Genomic DNA, 16,487 nt, shown 5'->3' with positions numbered 1-16,487 from the left:
ATAAAAGACAAAAAATAAACAGATGAAATCAATGAAAAAATATATAGCGGCGTTATCGATCGCCTTTGCGCTGTTGACTTCCTGCGCTTCTTTTCTTGAGGAGCATCCGGAGGATAGATTTGTAATAGGCAATTTCTACGCCAGTGAATCGGACGCGGAAGCGGCCGTAAACGCGATCTACCAACAGCTGTATTCGATTTATAATCGGAACATGTTCTTATTGAATGACTTGACGACCGATGGCGAGAAGAATGGGCTGGGAATGCCCAACCAATTTCTGCAGGATTTGGAATACCTGCGTTTCAATTCCGAAAATACATTTATCCGCGATATGTGGCGCGACAATTATTCCGGTATTTCCCGGGCGAATGCAGCCATCGTAAATGTCCCTTCGGTAACCATGAACGAAACCTCAAAGGCAAGGTTGATCGGCGAAGCCAAATTTTTGCGAGGTTTATTTTACTTCAATCTGGTCCGTTTTTTTGGAGATGTTCCCTTAATCCTGAAATTGGAAAGCATCAACGATGCGATGCTGCCGCGATCGTCAGTTGCAGAAGTTTACCAGCAGGTCGTCAGTGATTTGGGAGATGCAGCCGCAGCGTTGCCTGTCAGCTATGGAGCAGCGGATATGGGCAGGGTGACTGCCGGTGCGGCCAAGATTTTATTGGGTAAGGTGTATCTGACCTTAGGTGAATACCAGCGAAGTGCAGACGTGCTGGCAGAGGTAATCACCCGCGAAGGCGACTACGGCTACGGTCTGCATGAAAATTACGGTGATAACTGGAAGTCGGAAACAGAAGCAGGTCGGGAGGCGGTACTCTATATCGAGTACATGGATCCCCCGGGTACCGGGAATAACGCAATGGTGCTTTGCGGACCCAAATACTCCATGCCGGGTGGCTTTGCCGTACTGGGGATAAACAATGGCAATGAAGCGGATATCCCAACCCTGGATTTATATACCCAATTTGCCGATGATGACGAACGGAAAGCGGCCACCTTCCGGACCGATTTCGTAAGCTTGATCGATGGTTCCGTGCATCGCAGCTCCATTCCTCTTTTTACGAAGTATTGGGAAGAAGGTGAGCGCATCGGTGGCAATTCCGATGCGAACATCCACATCCTCCGTTATGCAGACGCATTGTTACTTTATGCAGAAGCATTGAATGAGCTGGATCGGACGGATGATGCGTTGGTGCAGTTGAATCGCGTGCGTAAACGGGCGTTCAACACGGACGAGGCAAGTTATGGATCGCTCACTAAAGAGGCCTTCCGCGAGGCCGTCTGGCAGGAAAGAAGGTTAGAGCTGGCCTTTGAGGGACATCGCTGGTTTGATCTTGTGCGCACCGGGCGTTTTATCCAACAGATGAAAGCGCATGCGGCCCTCGAAGCGTCACTGGCCGAAACGAGTAAGACGGAAATTGGGCGGAATGTGCAGGAACACATGGTACTGATGCCGATTCCCCAACGGGAGATCGATTTAAATCCATTGCTTACTCAAAATTCCGGATATTAATGGCAACTTTGTGTGAATTGATGAAGACCAATCATCTCAGATTATTTGTTTCCGGAGTGGCTTCTTTGCTGCTGGTGGTCGGTTTGGCCGGATGGATGGAGGTTGTCGCCCAACAAAGAACCGGAAAACCCAATGTCGTAATCATTTTTGTTGACGATATGGGGTATGGGGATCTAGCAGCCTACGGTGCCACGCAGTATCAGACACCGCATTTGGATCAGCTTGCGAAGGAAGGGATGCGTTTTACGCATTTTTATGCGGCACAGGCCATCTGCAGTGCGTCGCGGGCCGGATTGCTTACCGGCTGTTATCCCAACAGGATTGGATTCAGTGGCGCATTGAGTCCGAAAGCTGAAACCGGTTTAGATGCTGCGGAAACCACGATTGCCGAGCTGGTTAAATCGGAGGGCTATCATACCGCTGCAATCGGTAAATGGCACTTGGGGCACCACCGGAAGTTTCTTCCGCTGCAACAGGGATTCGATGAATACCTGGGGCTGCCCTATTCAAACGATATGGTGCCGTTTTATTACGACGGAACGCGTAACATACCACCCGCCTATGAGCGCAAGAAAAGCTTTCCCGAGCTACCGCTGATTCAGGGGAATGAGCGGATCCGGGAACTGCGGACTTTAGCCGACCAGGACGAATTGACGACATTGTATACCGAAACGGCAGTGGACTTCATCGAACGTAACCACAACAGTCCCTTTTTTCTTTACCTGGCGCATTCCATGCCCCATGTGCCGCTGGCCGTTTCCGACAAATTCAAGGGAAAAAGCAAGCAGGGCCTATACGGAGATGTGATGATGGAACTGGACTGGTCGGTGGGCGAAATCATGAAGGCGCTCGACGCGCAGGGAATTGCCGATCAGACCTTGGTTGTCTTTGCTTCTGACAATGGTCCCTGGATGAATTTCGGAGACCACGCTGGCTCGGCAGGTGGTCTACGTGAAGGGAAAGCGACGAGTTTCGAAGGAGGGCAACGGGTACCCTGCATTATGCGCTGGCCGGATGTGATTCCCGCAGGAACGATATGCGGTAAGCTGGCATCAACGATTGATATTCTGCCAACCGTGGCCAAGATCAGTGGCGCCGAACTTCCAACGAATAAAATAGATGGCGTGAATATACTTCCCTTGCTATATAACGAGGTGGATGCCAATCCGAGGGATCACTTTTATTACTATTTTGGACAAAACAACCTGGAGGCGGTGAGACAGGGCGGGTGGAAACTCGTTTTTCAACATCGATACCGTTCGTATGAAGATGTTATGCCGGGGCAAAATGGACTTCCAGGGGAATATACGCAAAAGAAAACCGGTCAAGCGCTGTACGATCTTCGGCGGGACCCGGGTGAACGGTACGATGTATCTGCCCAGCATCCCGATGTGGTGAAGGAGCTGATCCGTTTGGCTGAACAGGCGCGGGATGATCTCGGTGACGACTTGACCGGCGATCCGGGTAAAAACCGGCGACCGATAGGACACCTATAAAAATGATGGACAATAAAACAGATAAAAGATGAATAAACCAATTATGTTATCGGCAGCTATGCTGATGGTTCTGGGATGCAGTCAGCAGCCGGAGAAGCAGACCGACAAGCGTCCCAATATCGTTTACATCATGAGTGACGACCACGGTTACCAGGCGGTGAGTGCCTATGGTTACGGAATGAATAAGACACCGAATATCGACCGCATTGCGGCTGAAGGGGCACTGTTCACACGTGCCACGGTGACCAATTCATTGTGCGCACCGAGCCGGGCAGTACTGTTGACGGGCAAGCATAGCTTCGTCAACGGCAAAGTGGATAACGTGCAGCATTTCGACTGGGAGCAGGATAATTTTCCGAAGTTACTGCAACGCGCGGGCTATCAGACAGCGATGGTGGGCAAAATCCACATGGATGGGCTACCGCAGGGGTTTGACTATTCCGCAGTGGTGCCAGGACAGGGACAGTATTACAATCCGGATTTCATCGTAAACGGCAAGAAAGAGCAGATACACGGCTATGTAACGGATATCACTACGGATCTGGCGCTGAAATGGCTGGAAGGACGAGATGAAGACAAGCCCTTCTGTTTGCTGTTTCACCAAAAGGCTCCCCATCGGGAGTGGTTGGCGGCTGAACGGCACTACAAGGAATACACCAAGATGAAATTCCCCGAGCCGGAAACGCTGTTTGATGATTACGAAGGACGTGGTACGGCCGCTAAATCCGCCGAGATGAATATCTTGAAGGACATGAACTGGGCAGGCGATTCAAAAATCAAACCGGAGTTGATGGATGAACTGGGAATACCCCCCACGTTAAATTGGGACAAAAATGCGTACAATAACAATTTGGGGCGGATGGATTCAACCCAGCGCGCGGCCTGGGATTCCGTATACGATCCCATCAATGAAGATTTCAAAAAACGCTATCCTTCGATGTCGAAAGAGGACCTGATGCGCTGGCGCTATCAGCGGTACATGCAGGACTATCTAGCCACTGTAGCGGCGGTGGATGACGGTGTGGGCCGGGTGCTGGACTACCTGAAGGAGCACGGACTGGAGGAAAATACGATCGTAGTTTACACATCGGACCAAGGGTTCTATATGGGCGAACATGGCTGGTTTGACAAGCGGTTTATGTACGAGGAATCACTGAAGACTCCACTGATGATCCGCTATCCGAAAGAGATCAAGGCGGGCACGAAGATCGATGCACTGGTACAGAACCTGGATTTCGCACCAACCTTCCTGGACTATGCCGGGGCGGAGATTCCGTCAGACATGCAGGGCGAATCGTTCAGGAAGCTGGTATCCGGGGAAACGAAGGATTGGCGGGATGCGATCTATTATACCTATTATGAATATCCGTCCATCCACATGGTCAAGCGTCATTATGGTATTGCGACGGACCGCTACAAGCTGATCCATTTTTATTACGATATTGACGAGTGGGAATTGTACGACTTGGAGAAGGATCCTCATGAGATGCGCAACGTATACGACGATCCCTCTTATAAAAGCATCCGCGAAGAAATGCATGCAAAGTTGGATGAGCTTCGTAAAAAATACAAGGATTCCGACGAAAACGACAAAAAGTATATTGACAGTTACCTGTCTGCGACTTCGGGAAAGAAATAAGCGGTTATTGCACCACCTTATTCGCACAGGCGGAGCTGGCGAATGCCTCGGGCTTAGCCTTAAACACAAACCCCATGCTCAGGATATAACCCATGGCATCGTGCAGTGCCTGGTTGGACTTGAACATGGGGTTGGTATTGATATCCGCATGTACCTCCAGATCCACATCGTATCGATCCAAGGTGTCGCATAGCGAATACGCCGTTTCAATGGAACGTTGTACTTCCGCCAACATACGCTCCTTGATGCTCATTTTTAAGGAAGTACGATCTTGGTGAATGTACATGAAGCCACCCTTCTTTTCGCGAACAAACACGATGACGGTGGCAAATTCGGTGATGGCACCTTTCACCTGTGAGTCGGTGCCAATGCAGACTTTTAGTTTGTTGCCCAACAGATATTCGCGGGCAATGGTGGAGGATACTTCGTCTAGAATGGGTTGGCGGATGGGTTCGCCACTAAATTTTTTCCAAGTCATAAAAGATGGGATTTAATAGATACGGAAAAGAACGCAATTGAATGCGATATAAAGTTACCGATAAAACAGCCTTAACCCCAATAACTTAGTGTAAAGTTTTTATTAACATTCCAACAGTTTTTAACATAATTTTAGGCTATTATCCACGAGCCGGTGGCTGATAACTGACATCCAATAACTGATAGCCGATACCTGATAACCTGGGTTGGAAGCATTGACTGAAATTGCTATACTTGCGGACACGAATAGAAAAACGTGTCTTCAAAAAGCGTTTATGTCAAGTTTTCTGAACCTACGGTTAGTATTACTATCGTTGCTTTATCCGTTACTCGTTTTCCCCCAAACCGGCCATCCCGACTCCATAGAAGTAACCGGCCTGAAACGATTTCATCATCAGGTAGCCGTCACCCTTCGGCCCGCATTCGTAATGCCTTCCGTGTCTTTCTTCGATGGGGTAAATCAACGGCAGTTACCCATCAAACGTTCCTGGTCTGGTCATATGAACTATTCCTTTGGTTTCCCCAGCGGCTCATTGGGTAGTCGTGTGTTTTCCGATACCTATCAAGGTATAGGTGTGGCATACTTTGATTTCGGCAACCGATTGGAACTAGGCAGTCCCTTGGCCGCCTACATGTTTCAGCGATCAAGAATCACGCGGATAAATTCCCAAATGTCGTTGGACTACGAATGGAATTTTGGATTATCTGCTGGATGGCAGCCCTATCATCCGATGACTAATCCGAACAACATTATCGTGGGCTCGAAGGTGAATGCGTACCTCAATGCGGGCGTACATGTCAGATGGAAGCTCTTACCCCGCTGGGCAGTTATGGGCGGAGTTGATGCCACTCACTTTTCGAATGGCAATACCGAGTTCCCCAATGCGGGTCTGAATACCTTGGGGGTGAAGATGGGAGTGCTTTATGATTTTTCGCCAAAAGAATCGGACGAGACAGAGCAAATCAAGGCCATGAAGTCGCTCGAATTTCCAAAGCATGTAAGTTACGATTTGGTTGTTTTCGGGTCTTGGAAGCGAACGGGCGTAGATTTTTTGGGGACACAGGTGGCGTCACCCTATAAGTACCCCGTTATAGGGGCGTATTTTGCACCGATGTATAACTTTGGATATCGGTTTCGTGCAGGCGTTTCATTGGATGCGATTTATGATGGTAGCGCGAATGTATACACAGCGGATTACATCGTCGGTACCGAACAACTATTTTTTACCCCGGACAAGGATCGCCAAGTGGCATTGGGAACTTCAATAAGGGGAGAGTATGTGATGCCCATTTTCACCATCAGTTTGGGCTTGGGAGCCAATGTTCTCCATAAAGGTGGAGATTTGAGAGGCACGTACCAAGCGGTGGCGTTAAAGGTGAGGGTAACGAGGAGCTCGTTCCTCCACATCGGTCATAACCTAAAGGATTTCCGTGAGCCGAACTACGTGATGTTGGGCATGGGGTATCGCTTCGGCAACCGTACACCCTCGTTGCTGGCAAATTAGTTTATTCCTTCACACCATATGCCAAATCCCCAGCGTCACCAAGTCCGGGGACGATGTACGCTTTGCTGGTCAATTCGCTGTCCACATTGCCCACCCATAATTGAGCTTGGGGTAAAAATGCTTGTACATGCATAATACCCTCTTCGCTGGCGATAGCGGACACGATAATGAGCGATTGGATATCGTAATCATCAAGCAATTCTTTACAGGTGAGTACAACCGTCTTCCCGGTTGCCAGCATGGGGTCGATGAGGATCAACGTGCGGTTATCGAGGTTGATGGTACTCACATATTCTTTACGGATTTCGAAGGCTCCGCTTTTTTTGGTCTTTCGATAGGCCCCGATAAATGCGCTGTCGGCTTGGTCAAACACGTTGAGCATTCCCTGATGCATCGGAATGCCTGCCCGTAAGATCGTGGCTAATACAGGCTGCTCGGTTAACAGCGCCGTTTCTGCAATACCCAGCGGTGTCTCGATCTCCGTTGGCTCATAGGTTAATGTTTTACTAATTTCATAGGCAAAGACCTCGCCCAAACGCTCCAAATTGCGCCGAAAACGCATGCGATCCTGCTGAAGGTCTCGATTACGGAGTTCAGCAAGGAAATGATTGGCGGCGCTATTTTGCTGGGTCAGAATGTTGAGCATCTTCAAATATAACTAATTTCTTAGCTAAACAGAACGAAAAGGGATTTGGTTTTTAAAAGCGACACAAATCCATAGTTTTCGTTATCTTTGTAAATGGCTGCAAATTCCCTGTGGTTTCCCCAAAACAAATCAGATTGAACATTCCATGAAATTCAAGCTTACTTCAGAATATATACCTACGGGCGATCAGCCCGAAGCCATTCGTCAGCTCGTTGAAGGCGTCAATACCGGAGAAATGTATCAGACGTTGCTAGGAGTTACCGGTTCAGGCAAAACGTTTACCGTCGCGAACGTTATCCAGCAGACCCAGAAACCCACATTGATTCTGAGTCATAATAAGACATTGGCCGCACAGCTATATGGAGAATTCAAGCAATTTTTTCCCGAGAATGCGGTCAATTATTTCGTTTCCTATTACGACTATTATCAGCCGGAAGCGTATATTGCTTCCTCCAATACCTACATCGAAAAAGACCTCGCCATCAACGACGAGATTGAGAAACTGCGGTTGCGTACCACCTCTGCGTTAATGTCGGGCCGTCGAGATGTGATTGTCGTGTCTTCTGTGTCATGCATCTATGGTATGGGCAATCCGGAAGACTTTTCGCGCTCGGTATTCCGATTTGGCGTCGGAACAGTGGTTAGCCGCAATGCGTTTTTGCACCGCTTGGTCGAAATTCTCTATGCGCGAACCACCACTGATTTTAAACGGGGCACATTCCGTGTCAAAGGAGATACGGTCGATGTTTTTCCCGCCTACATGGATGAGGCGTATCGAGTTTCTTTCTTTGGAGACGAAATCGACGAACTGAGTGTGATCGATCCCATTTCAGGTAAAACGCTTGAAAAAATGGAAACCATGGCGTTGTATCCGGCCAACCTGTTTGTCACGCCCCGGGAGAAATTCGTCAACTCCCTTTGGGCCATCGGTGAGGAGTTGGAATTGCGCAAGGAGCAGTTGTTACTGGATGGCAAACCGTTGGAAGCGAAAAGGTTGGAGGAGCGCGTCAACTACGATCTGGAAATGATGCGGGAATTGGGATACTGCAGCGGTATTGAAAATTATTCACGTTTTTTTGACGGTCGGCAACCGGGTATGCGTCCCTTCTGTTTGCTGGACTATTTTCCGGATGACTACCTCATGGTGATAGACGAGAGCCATGTGACTATCCCGCAAATCCGGGCGATGTATGGGGGCGACCGTTCGCGCAAGCTTTCACTGGTCGATTTTGGCTTCCGCCTGCCTGCTGCGCTGGATAACCGGCCCCTTAATTTCCCGGAATTTGAGTCGTTGGTGACCCAGACCATCTACGTAAGTGCGACCCCCGGCGACTATGAACTGCAAAAGACGGAAGGAGTGGTGGTCGAACAGGTAATCCGGCCTACGGGCCTATTGGACCCGATGATTGAGATCCGTCCGGTTATCAACCAGGTGGACGATTTGCTGGACGAGGTGGATCGGGTGACGAAAGAAGGGGGAAGAGTGCTCGTGACCACATTGACCAAACGCATGTCGGAAGAACTGACCAAGTACATGGCCAAGTTGGGAATCCGGGTACGGTATATCCACTCCGAAATCAAGACGCTGGATCGTGTGGAGATTTTACGTGGATTGCGACTGGGCGAATTTGATGTATTAGTGGGCATTAATCTGCTCCGTGAAGGACTCGATTTGCCTGAGGTTACATTGGTCGCCATTTTGGATGCCGATAAGGAAGGGTTCCTTCGGTCGGAACGCTCGCTCATTCAGACCATTGGGCGTGCTGCGCGTAACGACAAAGGACGGGTAATTATGTATGCAGATACCATTACCGAAAGTATGCGGGTAACCCTCGATGAAACCAACCGTCGCCGGGAAAAGCAGATCCGCTATAATGAAGAACATGGTATCACGCCGCGTACGGTAGGTAAATCGCGGGAAGCGATATTGGAGCAGACATCCGTAGCCGATTATAAAGGGCGCGAAGCCAAAATCTATGTGGAACCGGAGGCAACGAGCAGTGTGGCGGCAGATCCCTTGGTACCCTATATGAGCAAACCCCAGATGAGGCAGGCCATAGACAAAGTGCGTAAAGACATGGAAAAAGCCGCTAAAGAAATGGACTTTCTCCAAGCAGCGAAACTCCGCGACGAGATGTTTTCGTTGGAAAAAACCTATGCCGATTTATTCGGAGATTAACAGCTTACTGGTCCGTATGCTGTGGAAATATGAACACAAAAAACAGGGCGTTTTCTACAATTGGCATTATTTTTATGCCTTTTATTTGAAAAGTATGAAAAACAACGTGCCATCTAAATGTTTATAAATCAATAAGAATTGGTTAATAATGTGCTAAATGGATGGCATTGTAGCATTTCGGAATCATTTTTCGTATTGTATACAAAACATTGTTTTAGCTGTTACATCTTAATTCCGAGCAATATATGATGATTAGTGAAAAGGCAAGCCGTATTTTCGAACAAGTAATTGAAAATTACCACATTTTTGATTCCATCGATTGTCCCTTCCAAAACCCTTATCCCGATCATACCCTGGAGTATCTTTTGTATCGGAAATGTTGGATTGATACCATGCAATGGCATATGGAAGATGAAGTGCGGGACCCGGATATAGAACCGATTGTCGGTTTGGAATGGAAGCGCCGGATTGACGAGTCGAACCAATTGCGCACCGACACAGTAGAGGTTATCGATAGCTATTTCCTTCGGTATTTCTCGCACGTATCGCCACGTAAAGACGCACGGATTAACACGGAAAGCCCTGCCTGGGCTTTGGACCGGCTATCAATTCTCTGCCTGAAAATTTACCATATGCGTCAAGAAACGGAAAAAAGGGATGCGTTGCCAACCCATGTCGCTTCTTGTATGGAGAAGCTAATGACACTGTTGCGTCAGCATGAAGACCTTTGCCGGAGCATTGACGAGTTGCTTGAAGACATCCGCACTGGCAGAAAATACATGAAAGTATACAAACAGATGAAAATGTATAACGATGCAGCGTTAAACCCCGTGCTGTATGCGGCAAGAAAGTGATGAAACGGGAAATAAATCCCACCCTGCTGGTTTTCCGGTTGTCCGCCATGGGCGATGTGGCGATGGTAGCGAGCGTGTTGCGCGAAGTAATGGAGCAGCAACCTGATCTCAGGCTGGTGATGGTGAGCCGGGAGCCTTTCAAACCTTTTTTTGCCGATATCCCTGAGGTCGTTTTTCATCCATTTTATCCACACGGCGCCCATAAAGGTGTCAAGGGGCTTTATCATCTCTTTGCCGAACTGCAACGTTATACCCCTGACGGAGTGGCAGATTTACATTATAACATTCGGAGCAGAGCGCTGTCAGCCTTATTTCGGTTAACGGGGATACCGGTGAGCCAATTGGATAAAGGGAAGAAAGAAAAAAAGGCACTCACTAGACCACACCATAAGGTGCGGAAGCCACTGAAGCCGATGGTAGAACGATATGCAGACGTATTCCGGAAGCTGGGCTATCCCGTCGTGCTGAGCCATGCTTTGCGACTGCGGTTATTGCCGTTGCCGGATGCAGCCAAACCCCTGTTTTCCGACCACCGGGCCGCTATAGTAGGTATTGCTCCCTTTGCACAACATGCTCCCAAGGTTTATCCGCTTAAACGCATGGAAGTAGTGATCGATTATCTTGACAGACAAGGGCATGCTATTTTTATCTTTGGCGGTGGTGCGGAGGAACAACGTATAGCCGAAGGCTGGCAAGAGCAATTTCGGAATGTGCATAGTCTGATCGGTCAGTTTACCCTGCAGCAGGATTTGGCCATCATTTCCCATTTGAATGTGATGCTTACCATGGATTCAGCAAATATGCATATGGCGTCACTCGTAGGAGTGCGTGCACTTTCGGTCTGGGGAGCTACGCACCCCTACGCTGGTTTTCTGGGGTACGGGCAACAACCGGAAGATTGCATTCAGGTAGACCACCCCGCCCGACCAAGCTCGGTCTATGGCAATAAACCCTGCCTGTGTGATGGAGTGGATAGCATGGAACTGATACCGCCTGAAATGATCATCAGTAAATTGCGGGAAATCGGAGTATGAGGATCGGTTACGAGGCAAAGCGTATATTTCATAACCGCAGCGGATTGGGTAATTATGGGCGCGATCTTGTGCGGATGCTCAGTACGTTCTATCCTGAAAATACGTATTATCTGTATAACCCCAAGCCCGCCCGGCATCGGTTGTTTGATCTGGACGCTGCCCAAGTAGTTGAGCGACTGCCCGGATCCAAAACGGATCGCTTTTTTTATAATCTATGGCGGCAACGTAACGTTGTAAAAGATCTTAAAAACGATGGGGTCCAATTGTTTCATGGTATTTCGGGTGAACTGCCAATCGGGCTGTCGCGGCATGGCATCAAGAGCATAGTCACCATCCACGATTTGATTTTTTTGCGGTATCCGGAGTTGTATTCCAAGATTGATCGCGCGATTTATTTTCATAAGTTCAAGTATGCGGCCCATCACGCGGATCGGATCCTCGCTATAAGTGAGCAAACCAAGCGTGATATTGTCGAATTCCTGAAGGTGGATGAAAGCAGGATAACCGTGATTTACCAAGGTTGTCATCCCGCTTTCAAACAGCGGTATACCACAGCCGATAAGCAGGCGGTACGCGATAAATATCGACTCCCCCAGGATTTTATCCTCAATGTGGGAACCATCGAAACCCGTAAAAATGCGCTGTCCATTGTCAAAGCAATTGAGCACGTGGATGTGCATCTGGTTATCGCAGGGAAGAAAACACCCTACATGAAAGAATTGGTCGATTACCTGGAAACAAAGAACCTCACTGCTAAAGTAACATTTATCCATGGGGCGTCTGTCGATGAGTTGGCAGTGCTTTACCAGGCCGCCCTCCTTTTTGTTTATCCTTCGTTGTTTGAAGGTTTTGGTATACCGATTATCGAAGCCTTGTATTCTGGCGTACCGGTTATTACTTCAAATACCGGATGTTTTCCCGAGGCCGGAGGGCCCCATAGTCGTTATGTATCGTCCGATGACAGCGCGGAACTCTCAGCGGCGATTCATGAGATCCTGACGGATTCTGCGCTGCGTCAGCGAATGATAGAAGGGGGGCGTGTATACAGCCAAAATTTCAACGACGACCGCCTTGCGGACCAGCTGATGGCCTTATATCAAGCAATTGCCGCTACCTAACTGCGTTAAATGCCAAAATAAGTCCGGGCATAATCTACCGATTTTAAATTCAGCCATTTGTCGCGGTTGCATTCGAGGTGTGCATACGTTAGTTCTTCAACTTGCTCGGGCGTGAAACTCAGCATATCATCCGGTACACCTTTCGTAATAATTCCGAGACCGTGATCGCAGTCTATTACAAACACACGGATGTCGTCGCGGTTACACCGGAGGTGCATAATCGTCTTCCAGACGTCACCGTTCCACGGCGTACCGGGCTTCTTTGTTTGCCATTCGTCAAATGTGGCCGCCGCATCTGCAGAAACAGGATTGCAATCGTGCATGATGATCACGCCGTTGTCATCGAGGTATTGAAGTGTATTCTCGACGTCCCGCAGGGCATATGCATATTCATGCATGCCGTCGATCAATGCGATGTGTATTTTTTTTCCGTCGAATATCCGGCAGGCATCTTCGACGAAAAAAGTGTCGCTTGTTTTCTGGTAATAACGGTTGCGCAGATTATGAGGTTTTAACAAGGTTTTCCCCCACTTGCGCAGCCAGGTAAACCGAAAAGAGGGATCCACGGCTATTTTCAACGTTGACGGGATACGGAATAAAATGTGGCCATTGAATACGCCGATTTCAAGGTAGTGTTTGTAATTCCTTTTCTTGACCAGGCTTTTAATTAGTTGAAGTCGATTCATAAATGTTGTTGATTGATTAGTTGCCTCAAAAGTAGAAAAATAGTTGAAATCCCAAACGATCCGATGAGAAAAGCCCAAATTCCCTATCTTTGCGCAAATGATGCACAGAAACACATTGAATTAATGTATATGTCTCTGAAACCGTCATGATTTTTTGAAAATCATGACAGCTTCATCACCCATAAAAAGCAAATTATTCGGATGAAAATCAGCTTGATTATTTCCGTATATAAGAACACGTTGTTTCTCAATGCCGTGCTTGAGAGCTTACGCTATCAAACGGTCAAGCCCGACGAAGTAATCATATCTGAAGATGGAGACAGTCCCGAAATGCAGGAATTTCTTGGCAAGTACCGAAGCGGTGGGTTGAACCTCGTTCACCTCACTCAGGAAGACAAAGGCTGGCAGAAAAATCACGCGCTCAACCGTGCAATTGTTGCTGCCTCGGGCAATTATCTGATATTCATTGATGGCGACTGCGTGTTGCATACACGCTTTATCCAGAATCACACACGATTAGCCAGTCCGAAGCATATATTGGCGGGTAAACGTATCAAACTCGGTCCGCTTTTTAGCAACGAGCTGCAAAAAACACCGGTAACGGTTTTCCAACGCCAGCTGCTGACGCGTATTCCGCAGTTACGAAAAGACGGAGCCCAGTTTGTCGAAGAAGCCCTGTATGTGCCGCTTAATCCCATTTCCAATGCGCTAATCCGCATGTTGGGCATCAGTTCGATAAAGGGGTGTAATTTCTCCTGCTTTAAAGCGGCAATGTTGGCCATTAATGGATTCGACGAAGATTACGTGCGGCCGGCGGTAGGTGAGGATATTGATTTGGTGTGGCGATTCAAGGGAATGGGCTACCGTATTGTATCGGTCAAACACTTCGCAGTGCAGTACCATTTATACCATGCGGAAAGCTGGAACTCACAGGAAGAAAATATGAACATGCTCCGCCAAAAGCAGAGCTCGCGGCAGTACCGGTGCTTAAACGGAATCGAAAAGCTGTCATTAGTCGGATGAACCAGAAAGTTATATATACGGCTATATTCGGAGACTATGAAGGGTTATTACCCCAAAAGAAGTTAGCCGGTTGGGACTTCGTATGTTTTACGGACAATCCATCCTTAAAAGCCTCTTCTTGGCAAATCCGGTTGATCGATCCGCCTGTTCCGGGCGATAACACGCGGAGCAACCGGTATATAAAAATCAACCCCCATTTGTTTTTCCCAGCATATGAGATCAGTATCTTTGTAGACGGTAACATACTAGTTATTGGTAACCTGGATAAACTGGTTGAAACGGTGCTGGCAGATCACACGATGGCATGTTTCGACCATGGACAGGCTAAGCTGGATCCGCGTAATTGTATTTACAGTGAGTATGACTATCTGAAGCAGCTGGCTGAGCAGCAGGGTGTCTATAAAGATGACCCGCAGGTGATGGAGAAGCATATCGGTTTTTTGCGCGCCGAAGGGTATCCGGAACAGGCGGGATTGATTGTCGGTACGGTATTGATCCGCAGGCATCGTGATCCCAAACTTATACAGGTAATGGAAGATTGGTGGTACATGGTTAAAAGCTATAGCAGACGGGATCAGTTAAGCTTCAATTACGTGGCGTGGAAGAACCAATTTACATACCGGGTGATTCCGGGTGACATCCGTAGGGGAAACGGCTATTTTTATATGTTGGGAAAACACCGCAAGGATTGGTCTGATAAATTATGGAAATTTCGATGGAAGAAACGGTTGGGGTTGGTGAAAATTTACAAATAAACAATGGATTCCCGGAATAATAAAGCAATTGTCGTTACGCCTGTCAAGGACGCCATCGAAAGCACGCTGGAAACCATACAAGCAGTACACGGTAGTCAAACGGCTGTTCAACATATTGTTTATAATGATTTCAGCTCGACGGCTTCCAAAGAGATCCTTGAGCGGCAAAAGTTGTCGTTTGGTTATGAGCTCATCCATCTGGAGGACCTGACCAATCATCCCTCGCCGAATTACAGACTTGTTCTTCAGGATGCACAAAAACAAGCGCTGCAGCGTAACCTTCCATTGATCCTGGTGGAATCTGACGTCATCGTCAAAACCGACACGTTTGAGCGCTTACTGGAATTTTATGGGCGACATACGAATGTGGGCCTGATTGGGGCAGTTACGGTAGACGAACAGGACAATATAAATTTCCCGTATTTGCGTTTTAAGGATCAGTCTCTTGGGGCCAAAAGCATTGAAACCAAGAAGAGCCTCAGCTTCTGCTGTACATTGATTTCAGTCGAATTTCTGCGGCGATATGATTTCATTCATCTCAATGAATCCAAAGATTGGTTTGATACGTTTATTTCGTATCAAGCGACGGATATGGGGTTTAAGAACTATCTGTTGTACGATGTTCCCGTTTGGCATAAACCGCATGGCAGCCGGCCATGGAAACAGCTGAAATACACCAATCCGATAAAATATTACCTGCTGAAATTTCTGAAAAGAAGGGATAAGATATGAAACCGCTGGTATCCATCGTGATTCCATTTTTCAACATGGAAGACTTTCTGGCGCAGACCATCGAGTGGGCATTGGAGTCGACGTATCGACCCATGGAAATTCTGCTGGTTGATGACGGATCGACGGATGACGGTGCCATTATCGCCGAAGATTATGCACAGCGATTTGATTACATTACGTTTTTGCAGCAAGAAAACCAAGGTGTGTCGGTAGCAAGGAATTACGGTATCAGTGAGGCAAAAGGCATTTATATATTGCCATTGGATGGGGATGATCGGATCTGCCCTACGTTCATCGCTGAAGCAGTCAATGTGCTGGAAGCCCATCCGGAAGTGAAAGTTGTAACCGCCGAGGGCGAATTTTTCGGCGACAAGAGCGGTCATCGCAAATTGCCGGAATTTGACATCCATTTGCTCGCCCGGAAAAACATTCTCCATGTGAGTGCACTCTACCGGAAGTCGGATTGGAGGGAAGCGGGTGGGTATTGTCCGCAGATGAAAGGGCGGGAAGATTGGGATTTCTGGATTTCCATGCTCAAAAGCGGCGGAGACGTGGTCCGGTTGCCGATCGTAGGTTACCAATACCGCATCCGGCCGAATTCAAAACGGATACGGACACGAAAGTTGAAAAAACAGATCAATGATTTGCTCAACGCCCGTCATGCCGAATTTTTCCAACGTGTATTAGGTGGTCCGCTCCGGATTCATCGTACATGGTCCAAACCGTATAATAAGCTACTTCGGTTTTTTGGATTGTTGGGGTAGCTCGTAAGAATAAAATTAGTATACTGAATGTAACGAAAACATTTTTTGATTCGTTTAGTTAGT

Annotated in this window: 15 protein-coding genes; 12 read left to right on the top strand and 3 right to left on the bottom strand. The window is 47.9% G+C overall.

The genetic code is table 11. The features are described 5' to 3' along the window. The first annotated feature begins 31 nt into the window (after window positions 1-31). From BMZ56_RS16775 to BMZ56_RS16765, 3 genes are read left to right on the top strand one after another with little or no spacing between them, the layout of a single operon-like run. Window positions 32-1,516, top strand: coding sequence for a RagB/SusD family nutrient uptake outer membrane protein (locus BMZ56_RS16775; RefSeq protein ID WP_090628656.1), 1,485 nt, complete (start codon window positions 32-34; stop codon window positions 1,514-1,516). Continuing rightward, complete coding sequence (locus BMZ56_RS16770; RefSeq protein WP_218146600.1) at window positions 1,516-3,012, top strand: sulfatase family protein; 1,497 nt, start codon at window positions 1,516-1,518, stop codon at window positions 3,010-3,012. The genes BMZ56_RS16775 and BMZ56_RS16770 overlap by 1 nt, the downstream gene beginning before the upstream one ends. A gap of 28 nt (window positions 3,013-3,040) precedes the next feature. Continuing rightward, complete coding sequence (locus tag BMZ56_RS16765; RefSeq protein WP_090628654.1) at window positions 3,041-4,651, top strand: sulfatase family protein; 1,611 nt, start codon at window positions 3,041-3,043, stop codon at window positions 4,649-4,651. Between the two features lie 4 nt (window positions 4,652-4,655). Here the strand turns inward: BMZ56_RS16765 and BMZ56_RS16760 are convergent, their stop codons facing one another. Then, a complete protein-coding gene (locus BMZ56_RS16760) occupies window positions 4,656-5,129 on the bottom strand; it encodes a ribonuclease H-like YkuK family protein (RefSeq protein ID WP_090628652.1) in 474 nt (157 codons plus the stop codon). Window positions 5,130-5,403: 274 nt separating this feature from the next. Here BMZ56_RS16760 and BMZ56_RS16755 point away from each other — a divergent pair, with 274 nt between their 5' ends. After that, window positions 5,404-6,633, top strand: a complete 1,230-nt coding sequence (locus tag BMZ56_RS16755) for an acyloxyacyl hydrolase (protein ID WP_090628651.1) — start codon at window positions 5,404-5,406, stop codon at window positions 6,631-6,633. A gap of 1 nt (window position 6,634) precedes the next feature. On the opposite strand, the gene upp is transcribed toward BMZ56_RS16755, so the two are convergent. After that, a complete protein-coding gene (gene upp / locus BMZ56_RS16750) occupies window positions 6,635-7,279 on the bottom strand; it encodes a uracil phosphoribosyltransferase (RefSeq protein WP_090628649.1) in 645 nt (214 codons plus the stop codon). 145 nt (window positions 7,280-7,424) lie between these two features. Between upp and uvrB the strand changes: the two genes are divergently transcribed. The 4 genes from uvrB (at window position 7,425) to BMZ56_RS16730 (ending at window position 12,464) form a co-directional block, all read left to right on the top strand. Continuing rightward, the gene (uvrB, locus tag BMZ56_RS16745) at window positions 7,425-9,458 is read left to right on the top strand and encodes an excinuclease ABC subunit UvrB (protein WP_090628648.1); all 2,034 of its coding nucleotides are present in this window, start codon (window positions 7,425-7,427) and stop codon (window positions 9,456-9,458) included. Between the two features lie 245 nt (window positions 9,459-9,703). Further along, window positions 9,704-10,312, top strand: coding sequence for a DUF4254 domain-containing protein (locus BMZ56_RS16740; protein WP_090628647.1), 609 nt, complete (start codon window positions 9,704-9,706; stop codon window positions 10,310-10,312). Next, window positions 10,312-11,346 carry a glycosyltransferase family 9 protein gene (locus tag BMZ56_RS16735; RefSeq protein ID WP_090628645.1) on the top strand — a complete coding sequence of 345 codons (1,035 nt, stop codon included), beginning with the start codon at window positions 10,312-10,314 and terminating at the stop codon, window positions 11,344-11,346. Before BMZ56_RS16740 ends, BMZ56_RS16735 begins: the two co-directional genes overlap by 1 nt. After that, window positions 11,343-12,464: a glycosyltransferase family 4 protein gene (locus tag BMZ56_RS16730; RefSeq protein WP_090628644.1), complete on the top strand. Its 1,122-nt coding sequence runs from the start codon at window positions 11,343-11,345 to the stop codon at window positions 12,462-12,464. Before BMZ56_RS16735 ends, BMZ56_RS16730 begins: the two co-directional genes overlap by 4 nt. Before the next feature lie 5 nt (window positions 12,465-12,469). Here BMZ56_RS16730 and BMZ56_RS16725 read toward each other — a convergent pair whose 3' ends face one another. Further along, a complete protein-coding gene (locus BMZ56_RS16725) occupies window positions 12,470-13,150 on the bottom strand; it encodes a class I SAM-dependent methyltransferase (protein WP_090628642.1) in 681 nt (226 codons plus the stop codon). Window positions 13,151-13,351: 201 nt separating this feature from the next. On the opposite strand from BMZ56_RS16725, the gene BMZ56_RS16720 reads away from it, so the two are divergent. From BMZ56_RS16720 to BMZ56_RS16705, 4 genes are read left to right on the top strand one after another with little or no spacing between them, the layout of a single operon-like run. Next, window positions 13,352-14,173 carry a glycosyltransferase gene (locus BMZ56_RS16720; RefSeq protein ID WP_090628641.1) on the top strand — a complete coding sequence of 274 codons (822 nt, stop codon included), beginning with the start codon at window positions 13,352-13,354 and terminating at the stop codon, window positions 14,171-14,173. Continuing rightward, the gene (locus BMZ56_RS16715) at window positions 14,170-14,928 is read left to right on the top strand and encodes a glycosyltransferase domain-containing protein (RefSeq protein WP_090628639.1); all 759 of its coding nucleotides are present in this window, start codon (window positions 14,170-14,172) and stop codon (window positions 14,926-14,928) included. Before BMZ56_RS16720 ends, BMZ56_RS16715 begins: the two co-directional genes overlap by 4 nt. Window positions 14,929-14,931: 3 nt before the next feature. Next, entirely contained in the window at window positions 14,932-15,660 is a 729-nt protein-coding gene (locus BMZ56_RS16710) for a glycosyltransferase (RefSeq protein ID WP_090628638.1), read from the top strand. Continuing rightward, the gene (locus BMZ56_RS16705) at window positions 15,657-16,424 is read left to right on the top strand and encodes a glycosyltransferase family 2 protein (protein WP_090628636.1); all 768 of its coding nucleotides are present in this window, start codon (window positions 15,657-15,659) and stop codon (window positions 16,422-16,424) included. The genes BMZ56_RS16710 and BMZ56_RS16705 overlap by 4 nt, the downstream gene beginning before the upstream one ends. Window positions 16,425-16,487 lie beyond the last annotated feature (63 nt).

The organism is Parapedobacter indicus (assembly GCF_900113765.1).
Lineage (GTDB): Bacteria > Bacteroidota > Bacteroidia > Sphingobacteriales > Sphingobacteriaceae > Parapedobacter > Parapedobacter indicus.
The sequence above is the reverse complement of the archived record's forward strand: the minus strand, read 5'-3'. Positions and strand labels throughout refer to the sequence as shown.

Bases quoted from the DNA above. Each gene is read 5' to 3' on its own strand.
- BMZ56_RS16730 (WP_090628644.1), top strand. From the start codon at position 11,343: ATGAGGATCGGTTACGAGGCAAAGCGTATATTTCATAACCGCAGCGGA.
- upp (WP_090628649.1), bottom strand. From the start codon at position 7,279: ATGCTCAACATTCTGACCCAGCAAAATAGCGCCGCCAATCATTTCCTT.
- BMZ56_RS16710 (WP_090628638.1), top strand. From the start codon at position 14,932: ATGGATTCCCGGAATAATAAAGCAATTGTCGTTACGCCTGTCAAGGAC.
- BMZ56_RS16775 (WP_090628656.1), top strand. From the start codon at position 32: ATGAAAAAATATATAGCGGCGTTATCGATCGCCTTTGCGCTGTTGACT.
- BMZ56_RS16715 (WP_090628639.1), top strand. From the start codon at position 14,170: ATGAACCAGAAAGTTATATATACGGCTATATTCGGAGACTATGAAGGG.
- BMZ56_RS16760 (WP_090628652.1), bottom strand. From the start codon at position 5,129: ATGACTTGGAAAAAATTTAGTGGCGAACCCATCCGCCAACCCATTCTA.
- BMZ56_RS16770 (WP_218146600.1), top strand. From the start codon at position 1,516: ATGGCAACTTTGTGTGAATTGATGAAGACCAATCATCTCAGATTATTT.
- uvrB (WP_090628648.1), top strand. From the start codon at position 7,425: ATGAAATTCAAGCTTACTTCAGAATATATACCTACGGGCGATCAGCCC.
- BMZ56_RS16725 (WP_090628642.1), bottom strand. From the start codon at position 13,150: ATGAATCGACTTCAACTAATTAAAAGCCTGGTCAAGAAAAGGAATTAC.
- BMZ56_RS16735 (WP_090628645.1), top strand. From the start codon at position 10,312: ATGAAACGGGAAATAAATCCCACCCTGCTGGTTTTCCGGTTGTCCGCC.
- BMZ56_RS16755 (WP_090628651.1), top strand. From the start codon at position 5,404: ATGTCAAGTTTTCTGAACCTACGGTTAGTATTACTATCGTTGCTTTAT.
- BMZ56_RS16705 (WP_090628636.1), top strand. From the start codon at position 15,657: ATGAAACCGCTGGTATCCATCGTGATTCCATTTTTCAACATGGAAGAC.
- BMZ56_RS16720 (WP_090628641.1), top strand. From the start codon at position 13,352: ATGAAAATCAGCTTGATTATTTCCGTATATAAGAACACGTTGTTTCTC.
- BMZ56_RS16765 (WP_090628654.1), top strand. From the start codon at position 3,041: ATGAATAAACCAATTATGTTATCGGCAGCTATGCTGATGGTTCTGGGA.
- BMZ56_RS16740 (WP_090628647.1), top strand. From the start codon at position 9,704: ATGATGATTAGTGAAAAGGCAAGCCGTATTTTCGAACAAGTAATTGAA.